Origin of the sequence: Patulibacter medicamentivorans, from assembly GCF_000240225.1 — a bacterium.
GTDB lineage: Bacteria > Actinomycetota > Thermoleophilia > Solirubrobacterales > Solirubrobacteraceae > Patulibacter > Patulibacter medicamentivorans.
The window spans coordinates 57,673-82,279 of record NZ_AGUD01000003.1 but is presented as its reverse complement, the minus strand read 5'-3'; the positions used below and the strand labels follow the sequence as shown (position 1 = coordinate 82,279).

Here is a 24,607-nt window from a genome sequence, read left to right as displayed (position 1 = left end):
GACGCGCGCCTCGCTGGCGGTGCGCCTGACGCAGCCGGCGACCGTCAAGCTGCGGATCCTGCAGGCGCGGCCCGGCCGTCGCAGCGGGCGCCGCTGCGTCGCCGTCCGCCGACCCCGGCGCGCGGGCCGTTGCACGCGCTACGCGACGCTGCCCGGCACCCGCACGCTGCGGCTGCTCGCGGGCCGCACGACCGTCGCGATCTCGCCGCGGTTCGGTCGCCGGACGCTGTCGACCGGGGTCTACCGGCTGCAGCTGACGGCGATCGACGGAGTCCGCAACCGCGCCGTCGCGCGGTCGGCGCGAATCCTGATCGGTCGCTGACCGGGGCGGGCGGCGCGGTCGTCAGGCGACGACGACGAGGCCCTCGCGCGCCAGGTCGACCGTGCCGGAGAACGCCGCGCGCGCCCGCCGCAGGTTCTCCAGGTTCTCGTCCGGGCGCGGCAGCAGGTGCGTCAGCAGCAGTCGCTTGGCCCCGGCCTGAGACGCCACCTGCCCGGCCTCCTCGCCGGTCATGTGGCCGTAGCGGTGCTGCCCCGGATCGGGATCGAGGTAGGTCGCCTCGACGACCAGCAGGTCGGCATCGCGGGCGTGGGCCACCAGCGCGGGGGAGCGTGCGCCATCGGCGCCGTAGACGATCGTCGCGCGGCCGTCGTCGATCCGCGGCGCGAAGCACGGCACCGGGTGCGCCGTGCGCGCGAACGTCAGCTCCATGCCGGCGATCGAGAGCCGGTCGCGATCGTCGTACTCGCGCAGGTCGAAGGCGCCGGAGAAGCGGTCCTCGCGCAGGCCGAGCGCCACCACCAGCGCGTCGAGCACCTGCGGTCCGTGATCGCGCGGGACGTACAGCGGGGTCGGTGGCAGCGGGCCCCCGGCGCGATGCTCCAGCTCGCCCGACGTCACGCTCGTCGACCACGGGACGAGGTCCAGGACGTGGTCGGCATGGGCGTGGGAGAGGACGATCGCCGACAGCCGGCCCGCCAGCCCGCGGCGCCAGACCCGCTCCAGCGTTCCCGGCCCGCAGTCGAGCAGGATCGTGCCGCCGTCGCCGTGGACCAGGTACCCGGCGCAGGCCCCGCCCAGCGGGGCGCCGACGGTGTGGCCGAGAACCTCGAAGCGCATCGCCGCCGAACGCTAGAGGACCGCCGCGATCGGCTCGTGAACGTCTTGACGCCGGTCGCGGACGGCCGCCCTTCCTAGCGCGACGGGGCCTCGCGATCACCCGTTCTCCGGCTCCGCGTCCCCCGTCCGGGGGGTGTGGGATCGGTCACGGAACCGCTACCGTGAACAGCGCTCCTCCGTGCTCGCTCGTTCGTGATCCGCAGCCGTTCAACCTCGACGCTCCACGCTCCCTCCGCTCGATGAGGGTCGATCGCTGCTTCGCGTTCCTGGACCTCTGCGGGTTCAGCAGCTACACCGACGCCAACGGCGACGAGGAGGCGGTCGCCGTCCTGGCGCTGATGCGGTCGGTCGTCCGGCGGGCGGCCGAGCGGCGCGGCGTCCGCGTCACCAAGTGGCTCGGCGACGGCGTGATGCTGTCCTGCATCGGCCAGGACGCGCTGGTCGCCGCGACGCTCGAGATCCGTCACCACCTGAGCGGCGCCAGCCCGCTCGCGGTCCGCGGCGGGATCTGCAGCGGCCCGGTGATCATGTTCGAGGGCGACGACTACGTCGGCGCGGCGATCAACGTCGCGGCCCGGCTCTGCGACGTCGCCGCCGCCGGCCAGCTGCTGATGGCGGCCGGCGAGCGCGCTGCGCTGCCCCACTGGGCGGGCCTCTCGATGCTCGGGCCGGTCGCGATCGCCGGCGTCGCCCGGCCGGTCCTGGTCCAGGAGCTGGACCTGCGGACGGGTGACGACGGCCGGACGGTCGTCGATCCGGTCTGCGGACTCTCGATCCCGGCCGAGTCGGCCGTCGCGCCCCACGACGAGACCGACCCGGCGCTGCGCTGCTTCTGCTCGGCGGACTGCGCGGCGCACTTCGTCCGGGTCGACGACCACCGCGGGCCGATCAGCGACATCCACCGGGCGCCGCTGGGCGACATCGCCGTCGTCGAGAGCCCGATCGCCCGACGCTGGGCCGGGTGAGGCCGCGCCGGGCGCCGCCCGGCTACGGCTTGCTGGTGTAGGTGACCTTCTCGCAGTTGCTCAGCTGGTACTTCGAGCGATTGCGGTTGCGCTTCTTGGCGATGATCCGGACCGTGTCGCGGCCGGGCCCGCAGTCGACCGTGCCGCGCCCGTAGTAGGCGGAGATCCGGTCGTTGCCGTCGCCACCGAGGATCGTGTTCGTGCCGTGGCTGGCGTAGATCCAGTCGTCCCCGGGTCCACCGTCGAGCACGTCGCTCTGGCGGCCGTTGTTGGCGCTGCCGGCGACCGAGTCGCCCCAGAGCACGTCGTCGCCCTCGGCGCCGTGGATCTCGTCGCTGCCGTGGCGGCCGAGCAGCCAGTCGTCCCAGCGAGTCGCGTCGACGCGCTCGCCCCGGTTGCCGTCCTGCACGACCTGCCAGAGCACCCCGGAGACCTTCGGCCAGCCCTTGTGGCTGACCGACCCGCCGCCGCCGGGCGTCCAGTAGCCCGGCAGGTGGTCGCACTTGACGACCTTGCGCGAGACGTTCGGGCAGTGCGTGATCGCCTCGCGACCCTGGTCGGTGGTCGGCTTCTTGGCGACCGAGTCCGGCATGCCGCCCCAGCCGGCCGCCGTGCTGGCGAGCAGCAGCGACGCGCCGAACGCGGTGGCGGCGGTGGTGATGGCTGTGCGGTGACGACTGAACATCGCGGTGGCTCCTCCGAGTCTGGGCGGGAACGGACGCGGTGGGCACCGACCGCGAGCACGACCCGCTCACGCACGACACCAGGACCCCGACCCCTCGCGACACCGTAGCGCGCCCGCTGCTCGGCGCAACCTCGTGTTCCGGCCGGCCGCGCGGCGCTCAGCGTCGGACGAGCGGCTCGAGCCGCTTGATGATGTCGAAGTAGCGGACGGGGGCGGCCCGCACCAGCAGCGAGGTGAGCGCCGCGTCGGGCCCGATCAGGATCCGGTCCTTGCCGCGCTCGACGCCGTCGTGGATCGTCTTGGCAGCCTTCTCCGGCGAGGTCCGGGCGACCTTGTTGAAGTCCTGCTGAAGGACGCTGTGGTCGGTGTTGCCCTGGTCGTCGACGTGGAAGCGGGCGTTGTCGACGATGTGGGTGGCGATCCCGCCCGGGTGGACGGCGATCGCTCGGACGTTCGTGCCGCGCAGCTCGTGGCGCAGCGACTCGGTGAACCCGCGGACGGCGGCCTTCGACGCGCAGTAGGCGGCCTGGGTCGGCCAGCCGATCAGCCCGAAGATGCTCGAGACGTTGACCAGCGCGCCCTCGCCCTGCTCCTGCAGGATCGGCAGCCAGGCGCGGATCCCGTGGATCACGCCCCAGAAGTTGACGTCCATCACCCACTCGTCGTCCTCGACGGCGGCGCCGGCGACCGACTGCGACACGGTCACGCCGGCGTTGTTGACGACCATCCCGATCGGGGCCGGGGCCCACTCCTTGACCGTCGCCGCGAAGGCGAACTGGGCCTGCCGGTCGCGGACATCGAGCTTGTGGTGGAGGACCGGGCCGCTGATCGAGGCGGCGGTCTCCTCCAGGCCCTCCTCGTCCCAGTCGACCAGGGCGACCGGCGAGCCGTGGGCCGCCATCCGCTGCGCGAGGGCGCGTCCGATCCCGGACCCGGCGCCGGTGATGACCGCGGTGCGGCCCGAGACGGTGATGCGTGACGACATGGCGCGGCAGCATACCTACTCGTGCGTAGGGTGACGCTCGGCGGCGCCGCCGCGCGATTCGCCGTTGACACGTGAACCAGGATTCACGATGCTGTGAATCGAGATTCACCGGTGGCGGCCGCCCGGCCGCCGCGGAGCAGGCAGGAGCACCCGATGGCCACGATCCAGACCCCCGGCAGCGACGCGCGGCCGGCCACGACGATCGACCCCGCCTCGCGCGAGGTCCGCAACCAGCCGCCGCCGCTGCAGCCGGTGAACCTGTTCGACGTCGACCTGGCGCTGCGGGAGGCGCTCGAGCGCGAGGGCGGGGGATGGGGCATCGACCGCGTGCGCGAGGCGGGCGCCGCCGCCGGCAGCGTCGAGGCCCGGGCGCACGGCGAGCGGGCCGAGCGCAACGAGCCGATCCTGCGGACCCACGACCGCTACGGCAACCGGGTCGACGAGGTCGACCTCGACCCGTCGTGGCACTGGCTGCTGCGCGGCGCGATCGAGCGGGGGATGGCCGGCCTGCCGTGGCGCGAGGAGCGCCCCGGGGCCCACGTCGTGCGGGCGGCCCTGTTCTCGCTCTGGAGCAACGCCAACGGCGGCGTGATGTGCCCGGTCTCGATGACCTACGCCGTGATCCCGGCGCTGCGCGACGGCGCGCCCCAGCTGGCCGCCCGCTGGGAGCAGCGGCTGACCCGCCCCGACTACGACGGCGGCGCGCTGGCCGGGATGGCGATGACCGAGCGCCAGGGCGGCTCGGACGTGCGGGCCAACATCACCCGCGCGGTCGCGACCGGCGACGGCGACTACGCGATCCACGGCCACAAGTGGTTCTGCTCGTACCCGCCCTGCGACGTCTTCCTCGTGCTCGCGCAGCTGGAGTCGGGCTCCGCCAGCCGCCCCGACCCCGGGCTCTCCTGCTTCCTCGTCGAGCGCGGGCCGGGGATGGAGTTCCAGCGCCTGAAGGACAAGCTCGGGACGCGCTCGCTGCCCTCGTCCGAGGTCGAGTTCCGCGGCATCCGCGGCGAGCTCGTCGGCGAGCCGGGCCGCGGCGTCCAGGCGATCATCCGGATGGTCAACCACACCCGGCTCGACTGCCTGATCGGGTCCGCCACGTCGATCCGCCGCGGCACCCTGGAGGCGATCCACCACGCCCGCCACCGCTCCGCGTTCGGCGCGCGGCTGGTCGACCAGCCGGCGATGGCCAACGTGCTGGCCGACCTGGCGATCGAGTCCGAGGCGGCGACGGCGACCGCGCTGCGCGTCGCGCGCGCCTACGACGAGGCCGACGGCCCGTTCCGCCGCTTCGCCACGGCGGTCGAGAAGTACTGGGTCTGCAAGCGGGCCGCCGGCCACGCCAACGAGGCCCTGGAGTGCCTCGGCGGCAACGGCTTCGTCGAGGAGTCGGGGATGCCGCTGCTCTACCGCGACGCCCCGCTGATGTCGATCTGGGAGGGCTCCGGCAACGTCGCCGCGCTCGACGTCCTGCGGGCGATGGTCAAGGAGCCCGAGGGCCTGCCGGCGTTCCTCGCCGAGTGCGAGCTGGCGACCGGCGCCGACCGCCGCTTCGACGCGCACCTGGCCGCCACCCGCGCGAGGGTCGCCGGCCTGTTCGATCCCGACGACCCCCGTGATCCGGGCGAGCGGCTGACCGGCGCCCAGTTCGAGGCCCGCCGGATCGTCGAGGACCTCGGGGTGACGCTGCAGGCCAGCCTGCTGCTGCGCCACGCGCCGGCGGCCGTCTCGGACGCCTTCTGCGCCGGCCGCCTCGGCGACGGGGGCCGCGCCTACGGGACGCTGCCGCGCGGCGTCGACGCGACCGCGATCGTCGACCGGGCGCTGCCGGCATGAGCGACGACCTGCGGACCGTCACCTACGCCGTCGCCGACCGGATCGCCCGGATCACGCTCGACCGTCCCGAGCGCGGCAACGCGATCGTCCCGCAGCTGATCGCCGAGCTGGTCCGCTGCGTCGAGCGGGCCGACCTCGACCCCGAGGTCCACGTGATCGTCCTGTCGGGCAACGGCAAGGGCTTCTGCGGCGGCTACGACCTGCTGGCGAGCGCCGAGGGGATGGGCGAGGGGGTCTACGGCGACGAGTCGGTCCCGGTCGGATCGCCGCTGCACCCGGCGACGATGGCGCTCAACCACCTGCCCAGCGAGACCTGGGACCCGATGGTCGACTACGCGATGATGGCCCGCAACGCCCGCGGGTTCATGTCGCTCTTCCACGCCGACAAGCCGGTGGTCTGCAAGGTCCACGGCTTCTGCGTCGCCGGCGGGACCGACATGGCGCTCTGCTCCGACCTGCTGGTGATCGCCGACGACGCCAAGATCGGCTACCCGCCGGCCCGCGTCTGGGGCTCGCCGACGACCTCGCTGTGGGCGGCGCGGCTGGGGCCGCAGCGGGCCAAGCGGCTGCTCTTCACCGGCGACTCGCTGTCGGGGGCCGAGGCGCTCGACTGGGGGCTGGCGATCGAGGCGCCGGCGCCCGAGCAGCTCGACGAGCGGACCGAGATCCTGCTCGAGCGGATCGCGCGGGTGCCGGTCAACCAGCTGATGATGATGAAGCTGCTGGTCAACCAGGAGCTCTACAGCCAGGGCCTGCACGCGACCCAGGTCCTGGGGACCGTGTTCGACGGGATCACCCGCCACACGAAGGAGGGCTACGGCTTCCAGCGGCGCGCGATGGAGGCCGGGTTCCGCCAGGCGGTCCGCGATCGCGACGAGCCGTTCGGCGACGTCGGCTCCTCGACCTTCAAGGGCTGAGCGGTGCGCGACGGCACGGCGACCGCCGCCTCCGGCACCCGCGCCCGGCTGCTGGCGGCCGCCCACGACGTGACGGCCGAGAGCGGCTACGGCGCCGCCTCGGTGACGGCGATCGCCGAGCGGGCCGGAGTCGCGGCCGGGACGCTCTACCGCCACTTCCCTTCCAAGGGGCAGCTCTTCGTCGAGCTGTTCCGGAGCGTCTGCGGCGGCGAGATCGAGGCGATGCGCCAGGCCGCCGAGCGGCCGGCCGCGACCGCGGTGGCGGGGATCGAGGAGGTCCTGGCGACCTTCGCGGCGCGCGCGCTGCAGAACCCGCGGCTGGCGTGGGCGCTGCTGGCCGAGCCGCTCGACCCGCTGGTCGAGGCCGAGCGGCTGGCCTACCGGCGGACCTACCGCACCCTGCTGGCGCAGCTGCTGCGCCAGGCGATCGCCGCCGGCGAGATCCCCGACCAGGACGTCGAGTTCACCGCCGCGGCGGTGGTCGGCGGCGTCGGCGAGGCGCTGGTCGGCCCGCTCTCGCCGCTGTCGGGCGATCGCCCGCCGGTCGACCAGCTGCTGGCGGCGCTGCGCCGCTTCACCCGTGGCGCGGTCGGCGCGCCGCCGCTTCCCGAGCACGACGACCAGGAGCATCGATGAGCAACGTCCGCAGCGAGCGCACGGGAGCGGTCACGACCGTGATCCTCTCGCGCCCCGAGGTCCGCAACGCCGTCGACGGCAGCACCGCGGCCCAGCTGGCCGACGCCTTCCGCGCCTTCGACGCCGACGACGACGCGGCCGTCGCCGTCCTCTGGGGCGAGGGCGGGACGTTCTGCGCCGGCGCCGACCTGAAGGCGGTCGGCAGCGAGCGCGGCAACCGGATGACGCCCGACGGCGACGGGCCGATGGGGCCCAGCCGGATGCGGCTCTCCAAGCCCGTGATCGCCGCGATCGAGGGCCACGCCGTCGCCGGCGGCCTCGAGCTGGCGATCTGGTGCGACCTGCGGGTCGCCGCCCAGGACGCGGTGCTCGGGGTCTTCTGCCGGCGCTGGGGCGTGCCGCTGATCGACGGCGGCACGATCCGGCTGCCGCGCCTGATCGGGACCAGCCGGGCGATGGACCTGGTCCTCACCGGCCGCCCGGTCGACGCGGCCGAGGCCCAGGCGATCGGCCTCGTCAACCGCGTGGTCGCGCCCGGCGAGGCGCGAGCGGCGGCCGAGGCGCTGGCCGCCGAGCTGGCCCGGCTGCCCCAGGTCTGCATGCGCCAGGACCGGCTCTCGCTGCTCGAGCAGGAGGCGCTCGACGAGCCCCAGGCGCTGGTGAACGAGTTCGCGCACGGCCTGACGTCGCTGGCGTCCGGGGCGCTCGAGGGCGCGGCCCGGTTCGCCTCCGGCGCCGGGCGTCACGGGTCGTTCGAGGACCTGGGCTGATCCCGGGAGGCGTCAGCGCCCGCGCAGGCGGGTGAAGCGGTCGACGCCGACGCCGCGCTCCTCGTCGGCGATCATCAGCGAGCGGTCGACGTAGAACGACCGCGGCACGCCGTGGCGGCCGTAGTCGACGTCGAGCCGGACGACGTCCGCGTCGATCGCCTCCTGGATGCGGGCGAAGAGCCGCGGGACGGTGGCGAGCGACCGCAGGTGCTCGGCGACCCGCCCGACCGGCTTGCCACGGCGGACGGTGATGGTCCGCGGCGTCGTGTACTGGAGCGGGCAGAAGCACTGCTGGCGGACCCGCATCCGGTAGTGCCGGACCCCGTAGGCCCTCCAGCTGGCGCGCGCGGCGTCGAGCGCCCGCTGCGCGCTGCCGTCGGCGATCCGCGGATCCGGCTGGTCGCCGGGTCTGCCGGTCGCGGCGACGGCCGGACCGGCGGTGGCGGCCGCGAGCGCGGCGAGGACGAGCGCGATCGGTCGGGCGCGACGGGTCGGCATCGGCCGATCCTCCCACCTCGGCGTCCCTCCGCGGCGCGGCTCCCAGGACGGCCGTCGACGCCCGTGAGGTGACGGATGCGCGCCGACGCGCGAGACTGAGCCATGCTCGACCGCCTGGCGCGGCACTTCTACGAGCGCCTCGGCGTCCGCTACCAGCTGCTCTTCCTCGCCACCCAGGGCCCGGCGGCGATGCTGGTCGCGCTCGGGACGGTGGTCCTGATCGGCAGCTACTACGACCTCGCGCCCGGCCGCCTGGCGATCGCCGGCGGGATCGGGGCGGCGTTTACCGGCCTCGCCGTGCTGCTGGCCGCGATCCGCTCGCAGCCCTACCTGGTGAAGGTCGTCGCCTGGCGCCAGAACCCGGCGCCGACCGATCCCGAGACGACGGCGGCCTGGGACGCGGCGACCAACTTCCCGATGCGGTCGTTCCGCCGCAACGCGCTGATGATCAACGTGATCGCGGTGATCCCGAGCACCGCGGCGATCGTGGCCCTGATCGAGCAGCCGTGGCACGCCGGATTCGTGATCGCCGCGGGCTGCCTGGCGCCGGCGACCTACGCGACCATCCTCAACTACTCGATCGCCGAGATCCTGATGCGCCCGGCGATCCAGGAGATCGCCGCCGCGCTGCCGGACGACTTCCAGTTCGAGCGCCGCGGGCTCCCGGTCCGCAAGCGGTTCCTGCTGTCGCTGCCGGCGGTCACCGGGGTGACCGGGATGGTCGTCGGCGCGCTGGTGACCGACGGCGGCGGGACCGGGACGCTGGCCGCGACGGTCGCGGTCTCGCTGGTGGTCGGGCTGGGCCTGTCGCTCGAGGTGACCGTGCTGCTGTCGCGGGCGATCACCGACCCGATCGGCCGCGTGCGGGTCGCGATGGCCCGCGTCCGCGGCGGCGACTACGCGTTCCGGCTGCCGCCCGAGACCAGCGACGAGCTGGGGCAGCTGTTCCACGACTTCAACCAGATGGCGGCCGGCCTGGCCGAGCGCGAGCAGTTGCGCGAGGCGTTCGGCACCTACCTGGACAAGGACATCGTCCGCTTCATCCTCTCGGACCGCTACCCCCGGGAGGGGGTCGAGATCGACGTCTCGATCCTCTTCTGCGACGTCCGCGACTTCACGGCCTTCGCCGAGCGCTCGGCCGCGCCGGACGTCGTCGCGGCGCTCAACGCGCTGTTCGAGACCGTCGTGCCGATCATCAGCCGCCACGGCGGGCACGTCGACAAGTTCCTCGGCGACGGGATGCTGGCGGTCTTCGGGGCGCCGGAGTTCTTCGACGACCACGCCGACCGGGCGGTGGCCGCCGCCTGCGAGATCGTCCGGACGGTCAACCGCCTCGACGCGACGCTGATGGTCGGCGCCGGGGTCAACTCGGGACGGGTCGTCGCGGGGTCGATCGGCGGGGCCGGGCGGCTCAACTTCAGCGTGATCGGCGACGCGGTCAACGTCGCGGCGCGGGTCGAGTCGGCGACCCGCCAGACCGGCGACGACGTGCTGGTGACCGCGGCCACCCGCGACACGCTGCGACGGCCCGTGCGGCTGACCTCGCGCGGGACGGTCGAGCTGAAGGGCAAGTCGCGGCCGGTCGAGGTGCTGACGCCGCTGCCGCCCGACCGGCACGGCGCGCGCCTGGCCGGCGACGGTGCCGCGGGCGCGGGCGAGCAGCTGCCGGTCGAGTCCTGAGAGCATCCGGCGCGATGTCGCTCCCCATCGAGGCCGCCGGGCCCGTGCTACCCGCGACGCCGCCCGATCCACCGGTCAAGCCGCGGCTGCGCGGGGTGATCCACCAGTGGTCGGCGCTCCTGGCGGTGGCCGCGATCGCGCTGCTGCTGACGCAGGCCGACTCGGGCCGGGCCCGGATCGCGGTGCTGGTCTACGGGATCGGGCTCTGCGGGCTGCTCGGGACCAGCGCGGTCTACCACCGCGTCACCTGGCGGCCGGCGGCGCGCCGCCGGATGCGGCGGCTGGACCACTCGATGATCTTCGTCCTGGTCGCCGGCACCTACACGCCGTTCGCGCTGCTGACGTTCACCGAGCCACTGGGGACGATCATCCTGGCCGTCGTCTGGGGCGGCGCGCTGGCGGGGATGGTGATGGCGATCGGCTGGCCGGACGCGCCGAAGAAGGTCGCCGCGGTGCCCTACGTGGCGCTCGGGTGGGTCGGGATCGTCGGCCTGCCGCAGATGATCGACCACGCCGGCTGGGGCGCCGTCGCGCTGGTCGCCCTCGGCGGGCTGCTCTACACGCTCGGCGCGGCCGCCTACGCCCTCAAGCGGCCCGATCCGTGGCCCACGACGTTCGGCTACCACGAGGTCTTCCACGCGCTGGTGGTCGTCGCGGCGCTCTGCCACTACGTGGCGATCGCCATCTACGTGCTCGACTGAGCCGCCGCCCCGCCGCCCCGCCGGCCCGCGGGTCGGCGGGGCGGCGGGGCGGGCAGCGCGACGCGCGACCTGCGAGGATCGCGCGCAGGAAACAGACCAGTTGGACGGTTTCGTGCGAGAGGAGCGCAGATGAAGGTGGACGCGGGCGGCTACGCCGCCACGGTGGACCAGGCGGGTGCCTCGGCGGTCGCGGCCGAGCGCGACGGCTACGACGGCTGGTGGGCGGCCGAGACCCAGATCGATCCGTTCCTGGCCGCGGCGATCGCCGCCGAGCGGACCGAGCGGGTGCAGATCGGCACCGGGATCGCGGTCGCCTTCGCCCGCAACCCGATGACGGTCGCGCTGCAGGCCAACGACGTCCAGGCGCTCTCGGGCGGGCGCTTCCTGCTCGGGCTCGGCTCGCAGATCAAGCCCCACATCACCAAGCGCTACTCGATGGAGTGGTCGCGCCCCGCGGCCCGGATGCGCGAGTTCGTGCAGGCGATCCGGGCGATCTGGCACGCCTGGGAGACGGGGGAGAAGCTGGCCTTCCGCGGCGACTTCTACACCCACACGCTGATGGCGCCGTTCTTCGATCCCGGCCCCAACCCCCACGGCAACCCGCCGATCTTCCTGGCCGCGGTCGGGCCGCTGATGACCGAGGCCGCCGGCGAGGTCGCCGACGGGATGCTCTGCCACGCCTTCTCGACCGAGCGCTACGTACGCGAGGTGACGCTGCCGGCGATCGAGCGCGGCCGAGCCAAGGCCGGCAAGCCGCTCGCGGGGTTCCAGCTGACCGCGCCGGCGTTCGTGGTCGGCCGCGACAGCGAGGAGGAGCTCGAGCAGGGGATCGCGTTCGTCAAGAAGCAGATCGCCTTCTACGGCTCGACGCCCGCCTACCGGCCGGTGCTGGAGCTGCACGGCTGGGGCGCGCTGCAGGACGACCTCAACGCGATGACCCGCCGCGGCGAGTGGGACCGGATGGCGGACCTGATCGACGACGAGGTCCTGCACGCCTTCGCGGTCGTCGGCACCCCCGAGGAGGCGGTCGCCGAGCTGCGCCGGCGCTACGGCGACGTCGCCACCCGGGTCACCCTGACGGTGCCCGAGCAGCGGGACGAGGCGCGCTGGAGCGGGCTCTTCGACCAGCTGCGCTCGGGCGCGCCGGTCTGACGCGGCCAGGGCGATAGCGTGACCGAGGTGGCAGACAGGCACTCGTCCGTGCGGGCCCCGTCTGCCGTCTTCGAGCCGGTCGCGACGCACGGGCGCGCGACGCTGGTGGCGCGGCGGATCTCCGACGCGATCGGCCTCGGCCTGCTCGTCGACGGCGAGCGCCTGCCCAGCGAGCCGCAGCTGGCGGGCGCCCTCGGCGTGTCGATCGCGACCGTCCGCGACGCGCTCACGATCCTCCGCGAGCGCGAGCTGCTGCGGACTCAGCGGGGCCGGGGCGGGGGCAGCTTCGTCCAGGCGCCCGGCGAGATCGCCGTCGCCGTGCTCGAGGCGCGGCTGCTGGGGACGGCGCTCGTGGACCTGCGCGACCTCTGCGACCACTACGGAGCGGTCGCCGGCATGGCCGCGAAGCTCGCCGGGGAGCGCGCGGCCGACGACGACGTCGGGCTGCTCCGCGGCGCCATCGACGAGCTGGAGGCCGCCGGGTCGCTCGCCGCCCGCTACCGGGCGGCCGCGCGCTGCCCGGTCGAGGTCGCCGCCGCCGCCCAGTCGGCCCAGCTGACCGGCGCCGTGATCGCGCTCCAGACCGAGGTCGGCCCGCTCGTCGGCCTGGCGTACCGCGACGACGACGGGCACCGCGAGGCGGTGCGACGTCAGCGGGCGATCGCCGACGCGATCGCCGACGCGGACGGTGAGCGAGCGCGGACGACCACCGAGGAGCATGCCGGCGAGCTGTACCGCCGCGCCCGCGACCTCCATCGCGAGATGCGGTCGCGACGGTGAGCGGCGGTTGCCCCGGCCGCGGGGGATCGCGATGATCCCGCCCATGCGGGAGCCCTCCAGCGGCGGCGTGGTCGCGCCCGAGGCGGTCGCGGCGGACACGATCGCCGCGGTCTTCGAGGACGTCTTCACGGCCGTCGCCCCGCTCGAGGCGATCGTCGCGCGCGTGCTCGCGCCCGGGCCGGGGCGGGTCCGCGACGACCAGCTGGGGCTCGAGGACGCGGTGGCGTCGCTGCTGGCCGACCCCACGGTCCTGGCCTCGGGCGCGGGCTTCGTGGCGACGCCGGACGTGCTGGCCGACCACGCGCTGTGGCTGGAGTGGTGGACGATCGATCCGCAGGATCGCTCGCGGCCGCCGGAGCGGGTCAACCCGCGGGCGGCGCCGGACGGCACGACGACCTTCGACTACACCCGCTCGCCGTGGTTCGTCGTCCCGCGGGACACCGGCGCCCGCCACGTGACCGGCCCCTACGTCGACTACTTCTGCACGGCGGGCTACGCGGTGACGGCGACCGTGCCGGTCACGATCGACGGGACCTTCGTCGGCGTGGTCGGCGCCGACGTCTCGATCGCCGAGGTCGAGCAGCGGCTGGCCGAGCTGCTGGAGCCGGTCGCGACGCCGGCGGCGCTCGTCAACGCCAGCGGGCGGGTGCTGGCGGCGGTCGGGCTCGACCTCGTCACCGGCGATCTCGTCCGCGACGCGCCGCCGCCGGCCAGCTGGGCAGACGATCCGGCGTCCGGCCCGTGGCGCGCGGTCGCGCGCTGCGGGACGCTGCCGCTGGCCGTGCTGGTGCGCGGCGCGGGATGACCCGCGGGCGGCGCGCTGCCGCCGTCCGAGGAGGACGCCGAGCTGTCGGGCCGGCGTCCGTCGTTGCGGATGCGCGAACGGGACCGTGGGCGCCCCGCGAGGCTCGATCTCCCGGCGACCGATGAGTCCGGGGCCCGCCCCGAGTCTGTTGGAATCGACCGGCCGGCATGCGACCGGCGCCCGACCAGGAGCACCTCATGACCCGCGTTCGCCTCGACCTCTGCATCTCCGCCGACGGCTACGTCGCCGGCCCCGACCAGCGGCCCGACGAGCCGCTCGGCGTCGGCGGCATCCGGCTGCACCAGTGGAAGCTCGACACCGGCTTCTCGGGCGACAACCTGCGGCCGGCCGCGGGCGCCGAGGAGCCGAGCGTCGACGCCCAGGTCGTCGCCGAGCTGTTCGACGGCGTCGGCGCCTACGTGATGGGACGCAAGATGTTCGGCGGCGGACCCGGCCCGTGGCCGACCGACGAGCCGTGGAACGGCTGGTGGGGAGAGGACCCGCCATACCACGCGCCGGTCTTCGTCATCACCCACCACCCGCGGGAGACGCTCGAGCTGGAGGGCGGCAACGTCTTCCACTTCGTGACCGAGGGTCCGCAGCGGGCGCTCGAGCTGGCGCGCGAGGCCGCGGGCGGGCAGGACGTGATGGTCTCGGGCGGCGCCGACGTCGCCAACCAGCTGCTCGCCGCCGGCGCGATCGAGGAGATCCAGCTGCACGTCGCGGCGGCGATCCTCGGCGGCGGAGAGCGGCTGTTCGAGGGCGTGCCGGCGGACGCGCTGCCGTTGTCGCTCGACCGGGTGCTGCAGGGGGCCGACGTCACGCACCTGCGGTACCGCGTGGGGTGAGCGGGACTCGCATAACGGGTCCCTGCCACGGCGTGCCGGGTGGGAGACCGGACCGTGGCAGGGACCAGGATGAGGGGTTTCGTGTGGAGGACGTCGACGACAGTCAGCCGTCCACCGAAGGCCCAGGCTAGCGCGTTCACCGACGCGCTGCAACACCGCCGTGTTTGAAGTCGACATCCAGAGCGTCGGACGTGTACAGGCGGCCAGACCCGCGTCCGCAAGTCGCGCCGATCGACCTGCCGGCGAGGCTGCTCGCGCCGCGCACCCGATCCGCCGTTCCGCGGTGTCCGGCCGATCGGCGAGAGTCCCGGCGAGGCCATGAGCACGTTCGTCCTGATCCCCGGCGCCGGCGGCGCCGCGTGGTACTGGCACCGGGTCGTGCCGCTGCTGCGCGCGGCCGGCCACGACGCGATCGCGGTCGACCTGCCCGGCGACGACGAGTCGGCCGGGCTGCCGGAGTACGCCGATCGCGTGGTCGCGGCAGCCGACGGACGCGCGGACGTGGTGCTGGTCGCCCAGTCGCTCGGCGGCTTCACCGCGCCGCTCGTCGCGGAGCGCATTCCGGTCGCCGGCCTCGTGCTCGTCAACGCGATGGTGCCGCGTCCCGGGGAGCGACCGGGGGAGTGGTGGGACGACAGCGGCTCCCAGCCCGCGCGCGAGGCGGCGGCCCGCGAGCACGGCTACCCGGCCGCGTTCGACCTCGACGTCTACTTCCTGCACGACGTACCGCCCGAGGTCGCCGCCGCCGGCGCGCCCCACCAGCGTCCGGAGTCCGACGCCGTCTTCGCCTCGGTCTGCGACTTCGCGGCCTGGCCCGCGGTGCCGATCCGCGCCGCGGCCGGCGTCGGCGATCGCTTCTTCCCGGTCGAGTTCCAGCGGGCGCTGATCCGCAAGCGGCTCGGGATCGACGCCGACGTGCTGCCCGGCGGGCACCTGCTGGCGCTGTCGCAGCCCGAGGCGCTGGCGGCGTACCTGCTCCGCCCGGCCGCCTGACCGACGGCGGCGCCGCTCAGGCGCCCAGCCGCTGCCCGAAGAACGCCAGGATCTCGTCGCGGGCGGCGATCGTCGGCTGCCCGGCCTCGTCGATCAGGTGGGCGGTGACGACGCTGTGCGGACTCGCGACGACGTGCTCGAAGAACGGCGAGGTCCTCGGGTTGGCGGCGCTGTCGGGGAGCTCGCGCGGGACGAAGCGGTCGCCGAGCGCCTCGGCGTAGGCAGCGAACCGCTCGGCGCGGCAGAAGCGGTCGCCCCGGAAGCGGTAGGCCAGCACGGTCAGGTCGTCCCGCTCCAGGCGCTCGCGGACCTCGGTCAGCTCGTCGGGCGCGATCTCGAGTCCGGCCGGATCGTCGAAGGGCAGCGACGGGTGTGCGACGACCGGGGCGAGGACGGCGGGCTCGAGCGTCATCGTGAGCGCGAAGTTGCCGGTGAAGCACATCCCGATCGCACCGACGCCGGGCCCGCCGGACTGCTCGTGGGCCAGCCGCGCGAGCGACCGCAGCCAGGTCGTCACCGGACTCGAGCCGCCGCCGGCGAAGGCCCGGAACTGGGCGCTGACGCAGGCCCGCTCGAGGATCGCGGTGCCGTCCTCGACGGTCGCGACGGCGCCGTCGCGACCGAACAGCGACGGCATGTAGACGGTGAAGCCGGCGTCCCGCACCCAGCGGGCGAAGCGGGCGACGTGGGGGCTGATGCCCGGCATCTCCGCCATCACGATCACCGCCGGCCCGCGACCGGCGACCTGCACGGTCCTGGTCACGCCGTCGAGGGTGATCCGGCGCGGATCGAAGTCCTCGAGCGGGTCGTCGACGTCGGGGCTGCGGTGCGGCATGCCCGCAGTTCGTACCGGCGGCGCGCCGCTCCCGCCCGACGGTTGGCCGGATCCGAGGGATAGATGGCCTTGCGGACGCGGCGCCTGGCGGTCACGATCCGGCCGTGGCCGATCGCAGGCGCCAGGTCGTGTTCGTCGCCTTCGACGGCATGCAGCTGCTGAACGTCGCCGGTCCGGCGGAGCTGCTGGACGCCGCGACCCAGGCGCTCGGCGGTCGCGGCGGCTACGAGCTGCTGATCGCCACGCCCGACGGACGGCCGATCCGCGGCTCGGGCGGCCTGCGCCTGATGGCCGACGTCGCGCTCGGCCACGTCCGGCCGCGCGCCGTCGACACGCTGATCGTCGGCGGCGGGATGCGGATCGACGAGGCCCTCGGGGACCCGCGCCTGGCGCCCGGGCTGCAGCGCGTCTCCGGCGGGGCGCGCAGGACCTGCTCGGTCTGCACGGGCGCGCTCCTGCTGGCGCACGCGGGGCTGCTCGATGGCCGCAGCGCGACGACCCACTGGGCGTTCGGCGCCGAGCTGGCACGGCGCCATCCGCGCGTGGCGGTGGTGCCCGACCGGATCTTCGTCCGCGACGGCCCGGTCGTCACGTCGGCCGGGTCGACCGCGGGGATGGACCTGGCGCTGGCCCTGATCGAGGAGGACCACGGCCCCGAGCTGGCCCGGACCGTCGCCCGCTGGACCGTGATGTTCCTGCGCCGGCCGGGCGGGCAGTCGCAGTTCTCCGAGCGCCTGGCCCTGCCGAGCACGGTCTCCACGCCGGTCCGCCAGGTCCTCGACGCGATCGTGGCCGATCCCGCCGGCGACCATCGCCTGGCCCGGCTCGCCGCCCGCGCGGCGGTCTCCGAGCGCCACCTGCGACGGCTGTTCGCCGACCAGGCGCGAACGACCCCCGCCCGCTTCGTCGAGCGGGTCCGGGTCGAGGCCGCCCGCGAGCAGCTGGAGGCCACCGCGACGCCGGTCGAGGCGATCGCGACGGCCTGCGGCTTCGGCAGCCCCGAGACGATGCGCCGCGCGTTCCTGCGCGTGCTCGGGGTCGGCCCGTCCGACTACCGGGCCCGCTTCCGGTCGACCGAGCCGGCGGCGCTGGCCGCCTGACCGGGCCGACCGGTGGACCCGGGGCTAGCGGTAGAAGCTGGTCCGCTTCGCGGCGCCGGCGCGGTTGATGCCGATGTGGATGTGGTCGACGTGCGGGTTGGGGCCGGTGTAGCGGCGGAACCCGGACGAGGCGTAGGTCGCGGTCCAGATCCGGCGGTTCCAGATCAGCTCCTGGATGCCCATCGCGCGGCCCAGCCGCCAGTTGTCCCTCGAGACCCGGGCGATGAAGCGGTTGACGGCGCGCGCCTGCGCCGGCTTGCCCGCCGCGGCCATCCAGTCGAGCGCGCGGCCCTCGGCGTGGAGGCTGAGCTGGCTGGTGTTGGCGGTGTTCGGCCGGCAGCTGTAGCCGCCGATCGATCGCGTGTAGGCGTAGTTCGCCTTCAGCCACGTCCGCAGCGCCTGCGCGCCGGGGGTGAAGGTGCCCGAGCAGCTGCTCGGGCCCCGCCAGGCGCCCGGATCGTCGTAGTGGAACGCGTCGGCGGCCGGCGCCGGCGCCGGGGGCGGGGGCGGGGGCGGCGGGGTGTCGCCGCCGCAGGGCGGCGCGACCCGGCCGTCGCTGCCGGTCTGGACGTAGGTGTCGCTGACGTAGTCGCCGGCCGCCAGCTTGTCCCACAGCCGCGACGTGCCGAAGCGGCCCGTCACGCGGGTGCCGCGGACCTGGCAGACGATCCTGACCCGCGTGCCGTTGGCGAGTCGGCGGGTCTTCGGCGCCGTGGTGCTCGGCGCGCTGCGGGCGCCCAGCGTGTAGCCGGGGTTGACGGTCACGACGCCGGTGGCGGCATCGGCCACGGATGGGGTGAGCAGGCAGGCGAGGGCGGCCGCTGCGACGGCGGTGGTGGCCCGGCGGCGGCCGGTCGGGCTGGGGACGGGACTGACGGAACGCATGGCGATGGTTATCGCCGCTGGCGCCGCCGCCGTGGGGCGGTTCTCAGAGAGCCCTCATGGTCGGGGCGACCGGCCCGGCCATCCGGATCCGGTGTCGGGACGTCTACGAGACGCCCTCGCCGACCCGCTGGCCGACCGCCGGCCGCCACATCAGGGTGACCGGCGGGCCCTTCGGCAGCGTTCGCCGCTCGGTCGCCACGAACCCGTGGCGCTCGTAGAGCGGGACGTTCAGCGGGTTGGAGCTCTCGAGGTAGGCGGGCAGTCCCAGCTCGTCGCAGCGGGCCAGCCCCGGAGCGAGCAGCGCCGAGCCGAGGCCCTCGCCCTGGCGTCCGGGGAGGACGCCGATCGCGGCCAGGTACAGGTGCGGCTCGCGCGGGTGCCGGGCCTCGACCGCGCCGAGGCCGTGCAGGACGCGGATCCAGTGCGGCCATGCGCCGCGGGCCGTCGCCGCCCCGAGCCGCAGCAGCTCGCCCGGGGTCTCGCGCCACCGGCCGGGCGCCGCCCAGAGCGCGGCGCCGCCGTCCGTCGTCCAGCTCTCGCCGCCCGGCAGCAGGCGGGTGGCCAGGAACGAGAAGAAGTGGCGGCCGTCCCGCGGGCGGGTAGCGGCCCGGGGGAACACCCAGCTGAGGACCGGGTCCTCGGCGAACGCGGCGGTCAGCGTGTCGACGATCGTGGACTGATCGGTCGCGGCGGCGGCGACGGCGACGGGGCTCCGCACGGGCGATCCGGCCATCGTTGGACCCTACTGCGGCGGGCAGGACGCGCGCGACCGATGAGTCCCGGCCGCCGTTCCGGTCCTTGTCCGCGAAGACGCGCTCCCGCGGGCACCTGTATGACAGCGTGCGACGGCGGGAACCCGCACGACACGACCACGACCCGCACCAGGAGACAACAGATCATGCGCACCCTCATCGCCACCGCCTTCATGTCGCTCGACGGCGTCGTCGAGGCCCCCGGCGGGGAGCCCGGCTACCGCAACAGCGGCTGGACCTTCGAGGACCTCGAGTTCCTGCCCGAGGCCTACGAGCTGAAGGGTCGCGAGCAGGAGCAGTCCGACGCGATGATGGTCGGGCGGGTCAGCTACGAGGCGTTCTCGCCGGTCTGGCCGACGATGACCGAGGAGTTCCCGCGCTACAACGCGATGCCGAAGTACGTCGTCTCGACCACCCTGCAGGAGGGTGACCTGGTCGACGACTGGGGCGAGACCACGATCCTCCGTTCGCTCGACGAGGTCGCCGCGCTGAAGCGGACCGACGGCGGCGCGATCACGATCCACGGCAGCGCGACCCTCAACCGGAACCTGGCCGACGCGGGGCTGATCGACCGCTACCACCTGCTGGTCTTCCCGACCCTGCTCGGCGCCGGCAAGCGGCTGTTCAGCGAGACCGACAAGGACAAGCAGATGCTGACCCTGGTCGAGAGCGCGTCCTACGGCAACGGGATCCAGAAGCTCGTCTACGACGTCGTCCGCTAGCCGCCGCGCCGCGGGCGGTAACCGGTCGGACACGAGCTGGCTCCGACGTGCCTGGGATGCTGCGCCCCGGGCGCGCGTGTGTCGCCCGTAAACGATCAGGAAGCTCGTCATGAAGAAGAAGCTCGCGTTCGCCGGCATCGCCGGGACGCTCCTGAGCGCGGCGGTCATCGCCGTGCCATCGGCCAACGCGGCCGCCCGCGACGGGATCTGCCAGTCGGGCGAGTTCTGCCTGTACTACAACAGCGACCGGCAGGGCTCGGTCTCGGACTTCACCAGCTCGATCTCCGACTACGGCTCGTCGCAGCCCGACTGCTACGAGTTCAAGGGGGCCGGGGCCGGCCAGGGCCTGTGCGTCAAGAACAACGCCGCGTCGGTTTGGAACCGCACCACGGGCGCGGTCACCGTCTACTACAACAGCGGTTACTCGGGCGCGAGCCAGGGCTTCGCGGCGGGCGCCGTGGCGAACCTGAACGCGACGCTCAAGAACGAGAACGCGTCGCACAAGCTGAACACCAGCACGACCGGGAACACGAACCTGTCGTTCGGGCTCTACGACCTGAGCGGCGGCAGCATCACCTGCGGGTTCGACGGCTACGTCAACACCCCGGGCCGCCACGAGGGCATCGACATCGCGCGCAGCGTCGGCTCGCCGGTCCACGCGCTCGTGTCCGGCGAGGTCGTCAACGTCGTTCGCGGCGCCAACGGCAGCGGTGGGCTGTCGACGATCGCCGTCTACAACGCGACCTACGACAAGACCGTCATCTACCTGCACTCGGCGCCGCTCTCGAGCGTGACGGTGGGGGACCACGTCGCCCGCGACCAGCAGATCGCCACCGAGGCATGGCGCGGCGTCTCGTCCAGCGGCGCGGCCCACACCCACGTCGAGATGCGCCTCGGCCGCCGGACGCTGGCGGCCAAGAGCGTCAACGACTACACCCTCGACAACCCGGATCCGACCTCGTTCTGGCAGGCCCGGGGCTACAACATCCGCTGAGCGGCGGCGTCGCACGGCGGCCGGCTCGCGCGCGACGAGCCGGCCGTCCGTCGCCGTCAGCGCTTCTCGACCGACTTCGAGAAGCTGATCCGGCCGTCTGCCTTCTCGGTCTGGTCGGCATCGGTCTGGGCGTGGGTCAGCAGCACGCCCTTGCCGCCGCCGTTGAGGCTGCCGGTCGCGCTCAGCGTCGTCGCGAACTGGACGTTCCAGCCACCGAGCGGCGCGTCAATCGACGTCCGCAGGCAGTTCTGCATCGCGATCGACTCCCAGTCCTCGAAGTAGCCGGTCGTGACGAGGCCCATCTTCGAGACCGACGGCCACGCCACCTCGACGCCCCAGCCGTTGGAGAGCTTCTTCTCGTCGCCGTCGACCGTCCGCCGGTTGGTGCCGTAGACGTAGATCGGGTAGCTGTCGTGGAAGGTCGCGGTCGACGTCCGCTCCTCGTGGTCGCAGCCGGCGTGCCACGAGCGATCGTCGGTGCTGTAGGTGCCCTGGTAGGTGATCGCGACGTCGGCCTTGCCCTTGGCGGTGCGGCCGGTCTGGTCGGGGAACGTCGCCTTGCCGTCCTTGATCGTGACGGTGACCTTCTCGCTCTCGATGCCGCCGTTGAGCTCGCCCGAGCGGGTGATCGTCCACGATCCGCTGACGGTCGCCGTGGTCTTGGCCGGCTTCGCCCGGCCCTTGCGGGGCCGCTTCTTCTTCTTGCTCGCGACGGTCGCCGTGGCGTGCGGCGCGGCCGGGCGCGGGGCCGACCCGATCGCCTCGGCGGGGACGGCGACGAGCGTCGTGGCGAGCCCGAGGACCAGGATCGGGCGCAGGCGTGGTCGCAGCGGCATCGGCGCAGGCTACGGGCGCCGGGGGGAGGGGCGCATCGGTGGTTCCACGGGTCCGGTCGTCGAACGCTCTCAGTCCGCCTCGAAGTCCTCGGGACGCGGGCGCAGGGCCTCCGGAAGACGGGCCATGTTCTCCGGGGTGACGCGCCAGCCGTCGGCCGCGGCACCGGACGCGAAGGTCATCACCAGGGTCGCGGTGTCGCGATCGATCTTCACCAGCACGACGTCCCAGGTCCCTCCGTCGGCGCCTCGCATCCGATCGCGCAGGTCCCAGAAGAGGTCGTCGTCCTCCGGTGCCTCGGTGGGCACCGGAGGCCCCGATCGCGGGTAGCGGTACGCCGTCGTCCTGGAGACGCCGTCGGAGACCTCGGCGACCATCGAGTACGTGTCCCACTCGCGGTCGCGCAGCGCCGGCAACCTCAGGATCCCGCCGGCGATCGCCTGCGAGATCTCCGCCATCGCGGATGCCTGGTCATCTGCCATTGCCGGTCCTGGTCATGGGCCAGGTCTCCGACGCTACCTGGCGGTCACGAGCTTGTCGGCGAACTCGCCGGGCAGGCCGGCGGCGCGAACCTGCTCGGCGACCGCGGCGGCGTCGTACTCGACGCGCTCGATCGCCACGTCGACGCCGTCGTCGGCGGCGGTGAGGATCGCGAAGGCTCCGCGAGGGTCGCCGTCCTTCGGCTTGCCGACCGAGCCGCAGTTGACGAACCGCACGCCGGCGATGTCGGCGACCCACGGCTTGTGGGTGTGGCCGAACACGAGGACGTCGGCGTCCTCCTTGGCGGCGAGGCGCTCGTAGAGCGACGCCGGCTTGTCCTCGAAGAGGTACTCGTTGACCTTGCGCGGCGAGCCGTGCACCAGGTGAATCCGATGGTCGCCGACCTGGAAGCGCAAGTCGAACGGCAGGCCGGCCATGAAGTCCTTGGATGCCTGCTTGGTGTGCTCGAGGGTCCAGACGACCGACTGCTGGCCGAGGTCGCGGTCGTGCGGGGTGATGTAGGCGCAGCCGCAGTCGTCGAGGTCGCGGCCGATCGCGTAGTCGTAGTTGCCGTAGATCGTCGGGATCCGGCGTTCCCGGATCAGGGCGCAGACCTCGTTCGGGTACGGGCCGTAGCCGACGAGATCGCCGCCGCAGTAGATGTCGGCGATGGCGAGCTCGTCGATCCGGGCGAGTGCGGCCCGCAGCGCGGGCAGGTTGCCGTGGATGTCGGTGATGACCGCGACGCGGTCGTGACGGGGGACGGTGGCCATGGAGATCGAGAAGCCTGCGGTCGAACGGACGGAACGGGCGGAACTGGGTGAACGAGCGGCGCTCGCCGGAACTCAGGCGGCGAGCTGCGCGAGCTGCTGCCCGACGGGCTCGGTCGGCTGCCAGGCGAGCGTCGCGCGACGCTCGGCGAGCGCGTGCGCCTCGGCGAGGAAGCGCTGCTCGCGGTCGGCGCGGGCGGCGAGCGTCGGGTCGGTGGTACCGGTCGCGGCGAGGCTCTGATTGACCACCGCCGCCCACGGCTCGATCCCGGCGCGACGGAGGTCCTCGGCCAGACGGGCGGCTTCGTGGATCGGGGTCGCCTCGGGCAGCGTCACGAGCACGATCCGGGTGAAATCGGGGTCACGCAGCCGCGGCAGCAGCTGGGCGACCGCCGCCTCGACGCCGGTGCTGTTGCGTTCGACGTCGCGGTGGTAGGCCTGCGCGGCGTCCAGGAGCAGCAGGGTGTGGCCGGTCGGGGCGGTGTCGAGGACCACGAAGCCGTGCTCGCCCTCGGCGATCGTGCGCGCGAACGCGCTGAAGACCGCGATCTCCTCGGTGCACGGGGAGCGCAGGTCCTCCTCGAGCAGCGCCCGGCCGTCGGCATCGAGATCGGCGCCTGCCTCGGCGAGGACGCGGGCGGTATGGGCGGCGGTCTCCGCGACGGGGTCGATCCGTGAGACCCGCAGGCTGGCGGGCGGCTCGTCGGCGACGGTCCGCGCGACGTGCGCGGCGGGGTCGGTGGTGGTCAGGTGGACGGGGTGGCCGCGGCGCGCCAGCTCGGTCGCGATGGCGGCGGCGACGGTCGTCTTGCCGACCCCGCCCTTGCCCATCGTCATCACGACGCCGCGACCGACCTGCTCGAGCTCGTCGACCAACGCCGCCAACCCGCCGTCGGCAGCGCCGTCGATCACCGGGCCCGGCGCAGCGGGCGCCGCCGGGGCGCCGCGCCGGGACTGGGCGCGGTCGTCGAGGACGTCGGCGAGCGCGCTGGAGCCGATCGGCGCGAACGCCAGCAGCGGCACCCGGACGTGATCCAGATCCTCCAGCCCGACCGGCAGGGCCTGCAGCGCGCGGCGCTGACCGTCGGCCATCGCCTCGGCGGTCGCGTCGTCGCCGTCGCCGGCCGGGGTGAGGATGCCGTTGAGGGCCAGCAGCTGGTGGGCGATGCCGGCCCCGGCCAGCTCGAGGCTGGTGCGCTCGGCCTCGGCCAGCGCCGCGCTCTCGGGGCGACTGACGAGCACCAGCGTCGTGGTGTCGGGATCGCGCAGCGCGTCCATCGCGCGGGCGTACTGGTCGCGTTGGCCGGCCAGGCCCGAGAGCGGGCCCAGGCAGCTGGTGCCCGAAGTGTTGGTGTCGATGAAATCGGTCCATGCCGCCGGCAGCGCCAGCAGCCGCAGCGTGTGGCCGGTCGGGGCGGTGTCGAAGATCACCTGGTCGAACCCCGCCGTGGCGTCGCTGTCGCCGAGCAGGCGGGCGAAGCTGTCGAAGGCGGCGATCTCGACGGTGCACGCGCCGGAGAGGCTCTCCTCCATCGACCGGATCGCGGTCTCCGGCAACGATCCGCGGTAGGGCCCGACGAGCCGCTCGCGGTAGGCGGCGGCCGCCTGCTCGGGGTCGATGTTCGCCGCCAGCAGGTTCTCGACGTCGGCGACCGGGCGCGGCGTCTCGGTCAGCGGGGTGGCGAGGACCTCGTCGAGGTTCGACGCCGGGTCGGTCGAGACGATCAGCGTTCGCCGGCCGGCCCGGGCGTGCGCGACGGCGGTCGCGCAGGCGAGCGTGGTCTTGCCCATCCCGCCCTTGCCGGTGAAGAACTGCACCCGCGTGGCGGCATCGAGCAGCGGGCGATAGCCGGTCGGCGTCATC

Annotated in this window: 27 protein-coding genes; 16 read left to right on the top strand and 11 right to left on the bottom strand. The window is 74.1% G+C overall.

The window, feature by feature from the left end; all coding sequences use genetic code 11:
- A partial coding sequence (locus PAI11_RS00485; protein ID WP_040597378.1) for a hypothetical protein occupies window positions 1–322 on the top strand: 322 nt, incomplete at its 5' end.
- A gap of 21 nt (window positions 323–343) precedes the next feature.
- Here PAI11_RS00485 and PAI11_RS00480 read toward each other — a convergent pair.
- Window positions 344–1,120, bottom strand: coding sequence for an MBL fold metallo-hydrolase (locus PAI11_RS00480; RefSeq protein WP_007569698.1), 777 nt, complete (start codon window positions 1,118–1,120; stop codon window positions 344–346).
- 239 nt (window positions 1,121–1,359) lie between these two features.
- On the opposite strand from PAI11_RS00480, the gene PAI11_RS00475 reads away from it, so the two are divergent.
- Window positions 1,360–2,085 carry an adenylate/guanylate cyclase domain-containing protein gene (locus PAI11_RS00475; protein WP_007569696.1) on the top strand — a complete coding sequence of 242 codons (726 nt, stop codon included), beginning with the start codon at window positions 1,360–1,362 and terminating at the stop codon, window positions 2,083–2,085.
- Between the two features lie 22 nt (window positions 2,086–2,107).
- Here PAI11_RS00475 and PAI11_RS00470 read toward each other — a convergent pair whose 3' ends face one another.
- Both PAI11_RS00470 and PAI11_RS00465 read right to left on the bottom strand, forming a co-directional pair.
- Window positions 2,108–2,770: a calcium-binding protein gene (locus PAI11_RS00470; protein ID WP_007569694.1), complete on the bottom strand. Its 663-nt coding sequence runs from the start codon at window positions 2,768–2,770 to the stop codon at window positions 2,108–2,110.
- A gap of 157 nt (window positions 2,771–2,927) precedes the next feature.
- Window positions 2,928–3,755 carry an SDR family NAD(P)-dependent oxidoreductase gene (locus PAI11_RS00465; protein WP_007569692.1) on the bottom strand — a complete coding sequence of 276 codons (828 nt, stop codon included), beginning with the start codon at window positions 3,753–3,755 and terminating at the stop codon, window positions 2,928–2,930.
- 153 nt (window positions 3,756–3,908) lie between these two features.
- Between PAI11_RS00465 and PAI11_RS00460 the strand changes: the two genes are divergently transcribed.
- From PAI11_RS00460 to PAI11_RS00445, 4 genes are read left to right on the top strand one after another with little or no spacing between them, the layout of a single operon-like run.
- Complete coding sequence (locus tag PAI11_RS00460; protein WP_050897043.1) at window positions 3,909–5,591, top strand: acyl-CoA dehydrogenase family protein; 1,683 nt, start codon at window positions 3,909–3,911, stop codon at window positions 5,589–5,591.
- The gene (locus PAI11_RS00455; protein ID WP_007569688.1) at window positions 5,588–6,508 is read left to right on the top strand and encodes a crotonase/enoyl-CoA hydratase family protein; all 921 of its coding nucleotides are present in this window, start codon (window positions 5,588–5,590) and stop codon (window positions 6,506–6,508) included. Before PAI11_RS00460 ends, PAI11_RS00455 begins: the two co-directional genes overlap by 4 nt.
- Window positions 6,509–6,511: 3 nt before the next feature.
- A complete protein-coding gene (locus PAI11_RS00450) occupies window positions 6,512–7,144 on the top strand; it encodes a TetR/AcrR family transcriptional regulator (RefSeq protein WP_007569685.1) in 633 nt (210 codons plus the stop codon).
- Window positions 7,141–7,914 (top strand): crotonase/enoyl-CoA hydratase family protein, encoded by a 774-nt coding sequence (locus PAI11_RS00445; protein ID WP_007569683.1) that lies wholly within the window; start codon window positions 7,141–7,143, stop codon window positions 7,912–7,914. Before PAI11_RS00450 ends, PAI11_RS00445 begins: the two co-directional genes overlap by 4 nt.
- A gap of 12 nt (window positions 7,915–7,926) precedes the next feature.
- On the opposite strand, the gene PAI11_RS00440 is transcribed toward PAI11_RS00445, so the two are convergent.
- Window positions 7,927–8,412, bottom strand: coding sequence for a DUF6174 domain-containing protein (locus PAI11_RS00440; RefSeq protein ID WP_007569681.1), 486 nt, complete (start codon window positions 8,410–8,412; stop codon window positions 7,927–7,929).
- A 102-nt stretch (window positions 8,413–8,514) separates the two neighbouring features.
- On the opposite strand from PAI11_RS00440, the gene PAI11_RS00435 reads away from it, so the two are divergent.
- The 7 genes from PAI11_RS00435 to PAI11_RS00405 all read left to right on the top strand — a co-directional run bounded on the left by PAI11_RS00435 (window position 8,515) and on the right by PAI11_RS00405 (window position 15,371).
- Window positions 8,515–10,092 carry an adenylate/guanylate cyclase domain-containing protein gene (locus tag PAI11_RS00435; protein ID WP_007569679.1) on the top strand — a complete coding sequence of 526 codons (1,578 nt, stop codon included), beginning with the start codon at window positions 8,515–8,517 and terminating at the stop codon, window positions 10,090–10,092.
- 14 nt (window positions 10,093–10,106) lie between these two features.
- Entirely contained in the window at window positions 10,107–10,793 is a 687-nt protein-coding gene (trhA, locus tag PAI11_RS00430) for a PAQR family membrane homeostasis protein TrhA (RefSeq protein ID WP_007569677.1), read from the top strand.
- Between the two features lie 129 nt (window positions 10,794–10,922).
- Window positions 10,923–11,945: a TIGR03617 family F420-dependent LLM class oxidoreductase gene (locus PAI11_RS00425; RefSeq protein ID WP_007569675.1), complete on the top strand. Its 1,023-nt coding sequence runs from the start codon at window positions 10,923–10,925 to the stop codon at window positions 11,943–11,945.
- Window positions 11,946–11,972: 27 nt separating this feature from the next.
- The gene (locus PAI11_RS00420; protein WP_086000294.1) at window positions 11,973–12,725 is read left to right on the top strand and encodes a FadR/GntR family transcriptional regulator; all 753 of its coding nucleotides are present in this window, start codon (window positions 11,973–11,975) and stop codon (window positions 12,723–12,725) included.
- Between the two features lie 43 nt (window positions 12,726–12,768).
- Complete coding sequence (locus PAI11_RS00415) at window positions 12,769–13,530, top strand: cache domain-containing protein (protein ID WP_007569671.1); 762 nt, start codon at window positions 12,769–12,771, stop codon at window positions 13,528–13,530.
- 197 nt (window positions 13,531–13,727) lie between these two features.
- Complete coding sequence (locus PAI11_RS00410) at window positions 13,728–14,378, top strand: dihydrofolate reductase family protein (RefSeq protein WP_040597413.1); 651 nt, start codon at window positions 13,728–13,730, stop codon at window positions 14,376–14,378.
- A 318-nt stretch (window positions 14,379–14,696) separates the two neighbouring features.
- Window positions 14,697–15,371: an alpha/beta fold hydrolase gene (locus PAI11_RS00405; RefSeq protein ID WP_007569664.1), complete on the top strand. Its 675-nt coding sequence runs from the start codon at window positions 14,697–14,699 to the stop codon at window positions 15,369–15,371.
- A 16-nt stretch (window positions 15,372–15,387) separates the two neighbouring features.
- Here PAI11_RS00405 and PAI11_RS00400 read toward each other — a convergent pair whose 3' ends face one another.
- Window positions 15,388–16,206, bottom strand: coding sequence for a dienelactone hydrolase family protein (locus PAI11_RS00400; RefSeq protein ID WP_007569662.1), 819 nt, complete (start codon window positions 16,204–16,206; stop codon window positions 15,388–15,390).
- A gap of 104 nt (window positions 16,207–16,310) precedes the next feature.
- Here PAI11_RS00400 and PAI11_RS00395 point away from each other — a divergent pair, with 104 nt between their 5' ends.
- Complete coding sequence (locus PAI11_RS00395) at window positions 16,311–17,306, top strand: GlxA family transcriptional regulator (RefSeq protein WP_007569660.1); 996 nt, start codon at window positions 16,311–16,313, stop codon at window positions 17,304–17,306.
- A 24-nt stretch (window positions 17,307–17,330) separates the two neighbouring features.
- Here the strand turns inward: PAI11_RS00395 and PAI11_RS27715 are convergent, their stop codons facing one another.
- A complete protein-coding gene (locus PAI11_RS27715; RefSeq protein ID WP_211656531.1) occupies window positions 17,331–18,191 on the bottom strand; it encodes a VldE C-terminal domain-containing protein in 861 nt (286 codons plus the stop codon).
- A gap of 103 nt (window positions 18,192–18,294) precedes the next feature.
- Window positions 18,295–18,924 (bottom strand): GNAT family N-acetyltransferase, encoded by a 630-nt coding sequence (locus PAI11_RS00385; protein WP_050897040.1) that lies wholly within the window; start codon window positions 18,922–18,924, stop codon window positions 18,295–18,297.
- A 165-nt stretch (window positions 18,925–19,089) separates the two neighbouring features.
- Between PAI11_RS00385 and PAI11_RS00380 the strand changes: the two genes are divergently transcribed.
- Together PAI11_RS00380 and PAI11_RS00375 are read left to right on the top strand one after the other, a co-directional pair.
- Entirely contained in the window at window positions 19,090–19,665 is a 576-nt protein-coding gene (locus tag PAI11_RS00380; protein ID WP_040597375.1) for a dihydrofolate reductase family protein, read from the top strand.
- 109 nt (window positions 19,666–19,774) lie between these two features.
- Window positions 19,775–20,659 carry a peptidase inhibitor family I36 protein gene (locus PAI11_RS00375; RefSeq protein WP_007569654.1) on the top strand — a complete coding sequence of 295 codons (885 nt, stop codon included), beginning with the start codon at window positions 19,775–19,777 and terminating at the stop codon, window positions 20,657–20,659.
- A gap of 56 nt (window positions 20,660–20,715) precedes the next feature.
- Here PAI11_RS00375 and PAI11_RS00370 read toward each other — a convergent pair whose 3' ends face one another.
- From PAI11_RS00370 to arsA, 4 genes are all read right to left on the bottom strand, one after another.
- Window positions 20,716–21,495, bottom strand: coding sequence for a hypothetical protein (locus tag PAI11_RS00370; RefSeq protein WP_007569652.1), 780 nt, complete (start codon window positions 21,493–21,495; stop codon window positions 20,716–20,718).
- 69 nt (window positions 21,496–21,564) lie between these two features.
- Window positions 21,565–21,975, bottom strand: coding sequence for a hypothetical protein (locus PAI11_RS00365; RefSeq protein WP_138974019.1), 411 nt, complete (start codon window positions 21,973–21,975; stop codon window positions 21,565–21,567).
- A gap of 33 nt (window positions 21,976–22,008) precedes the next feature.
- Window positions 22,009–22,746, bottom strand: coding sequence for a metallophosphoesterase family protein (locus tag PAI11_RS00360; RefSeq protein ID WP_007569648.1), 738 nt, complete (start codon window positions 22,744–22,746; stop codon window positions 22,009–22,011).
- A 72-nt stretch (window positions 22,747–22,818) separates the two neighbouring features.
- A complete protein-coding gene (gene arsA / locus PAI11_RS00355) occupies window positions 22,819–24,606 on the bottom strand; it encodes an arsenical pump-driving ATPase (RefSeq protein ID WP_040597405.1) in 1,788 nt (595 codons plus the stop codon).
- Window position 24,607 lies beyond the last annotated feature (1 nt).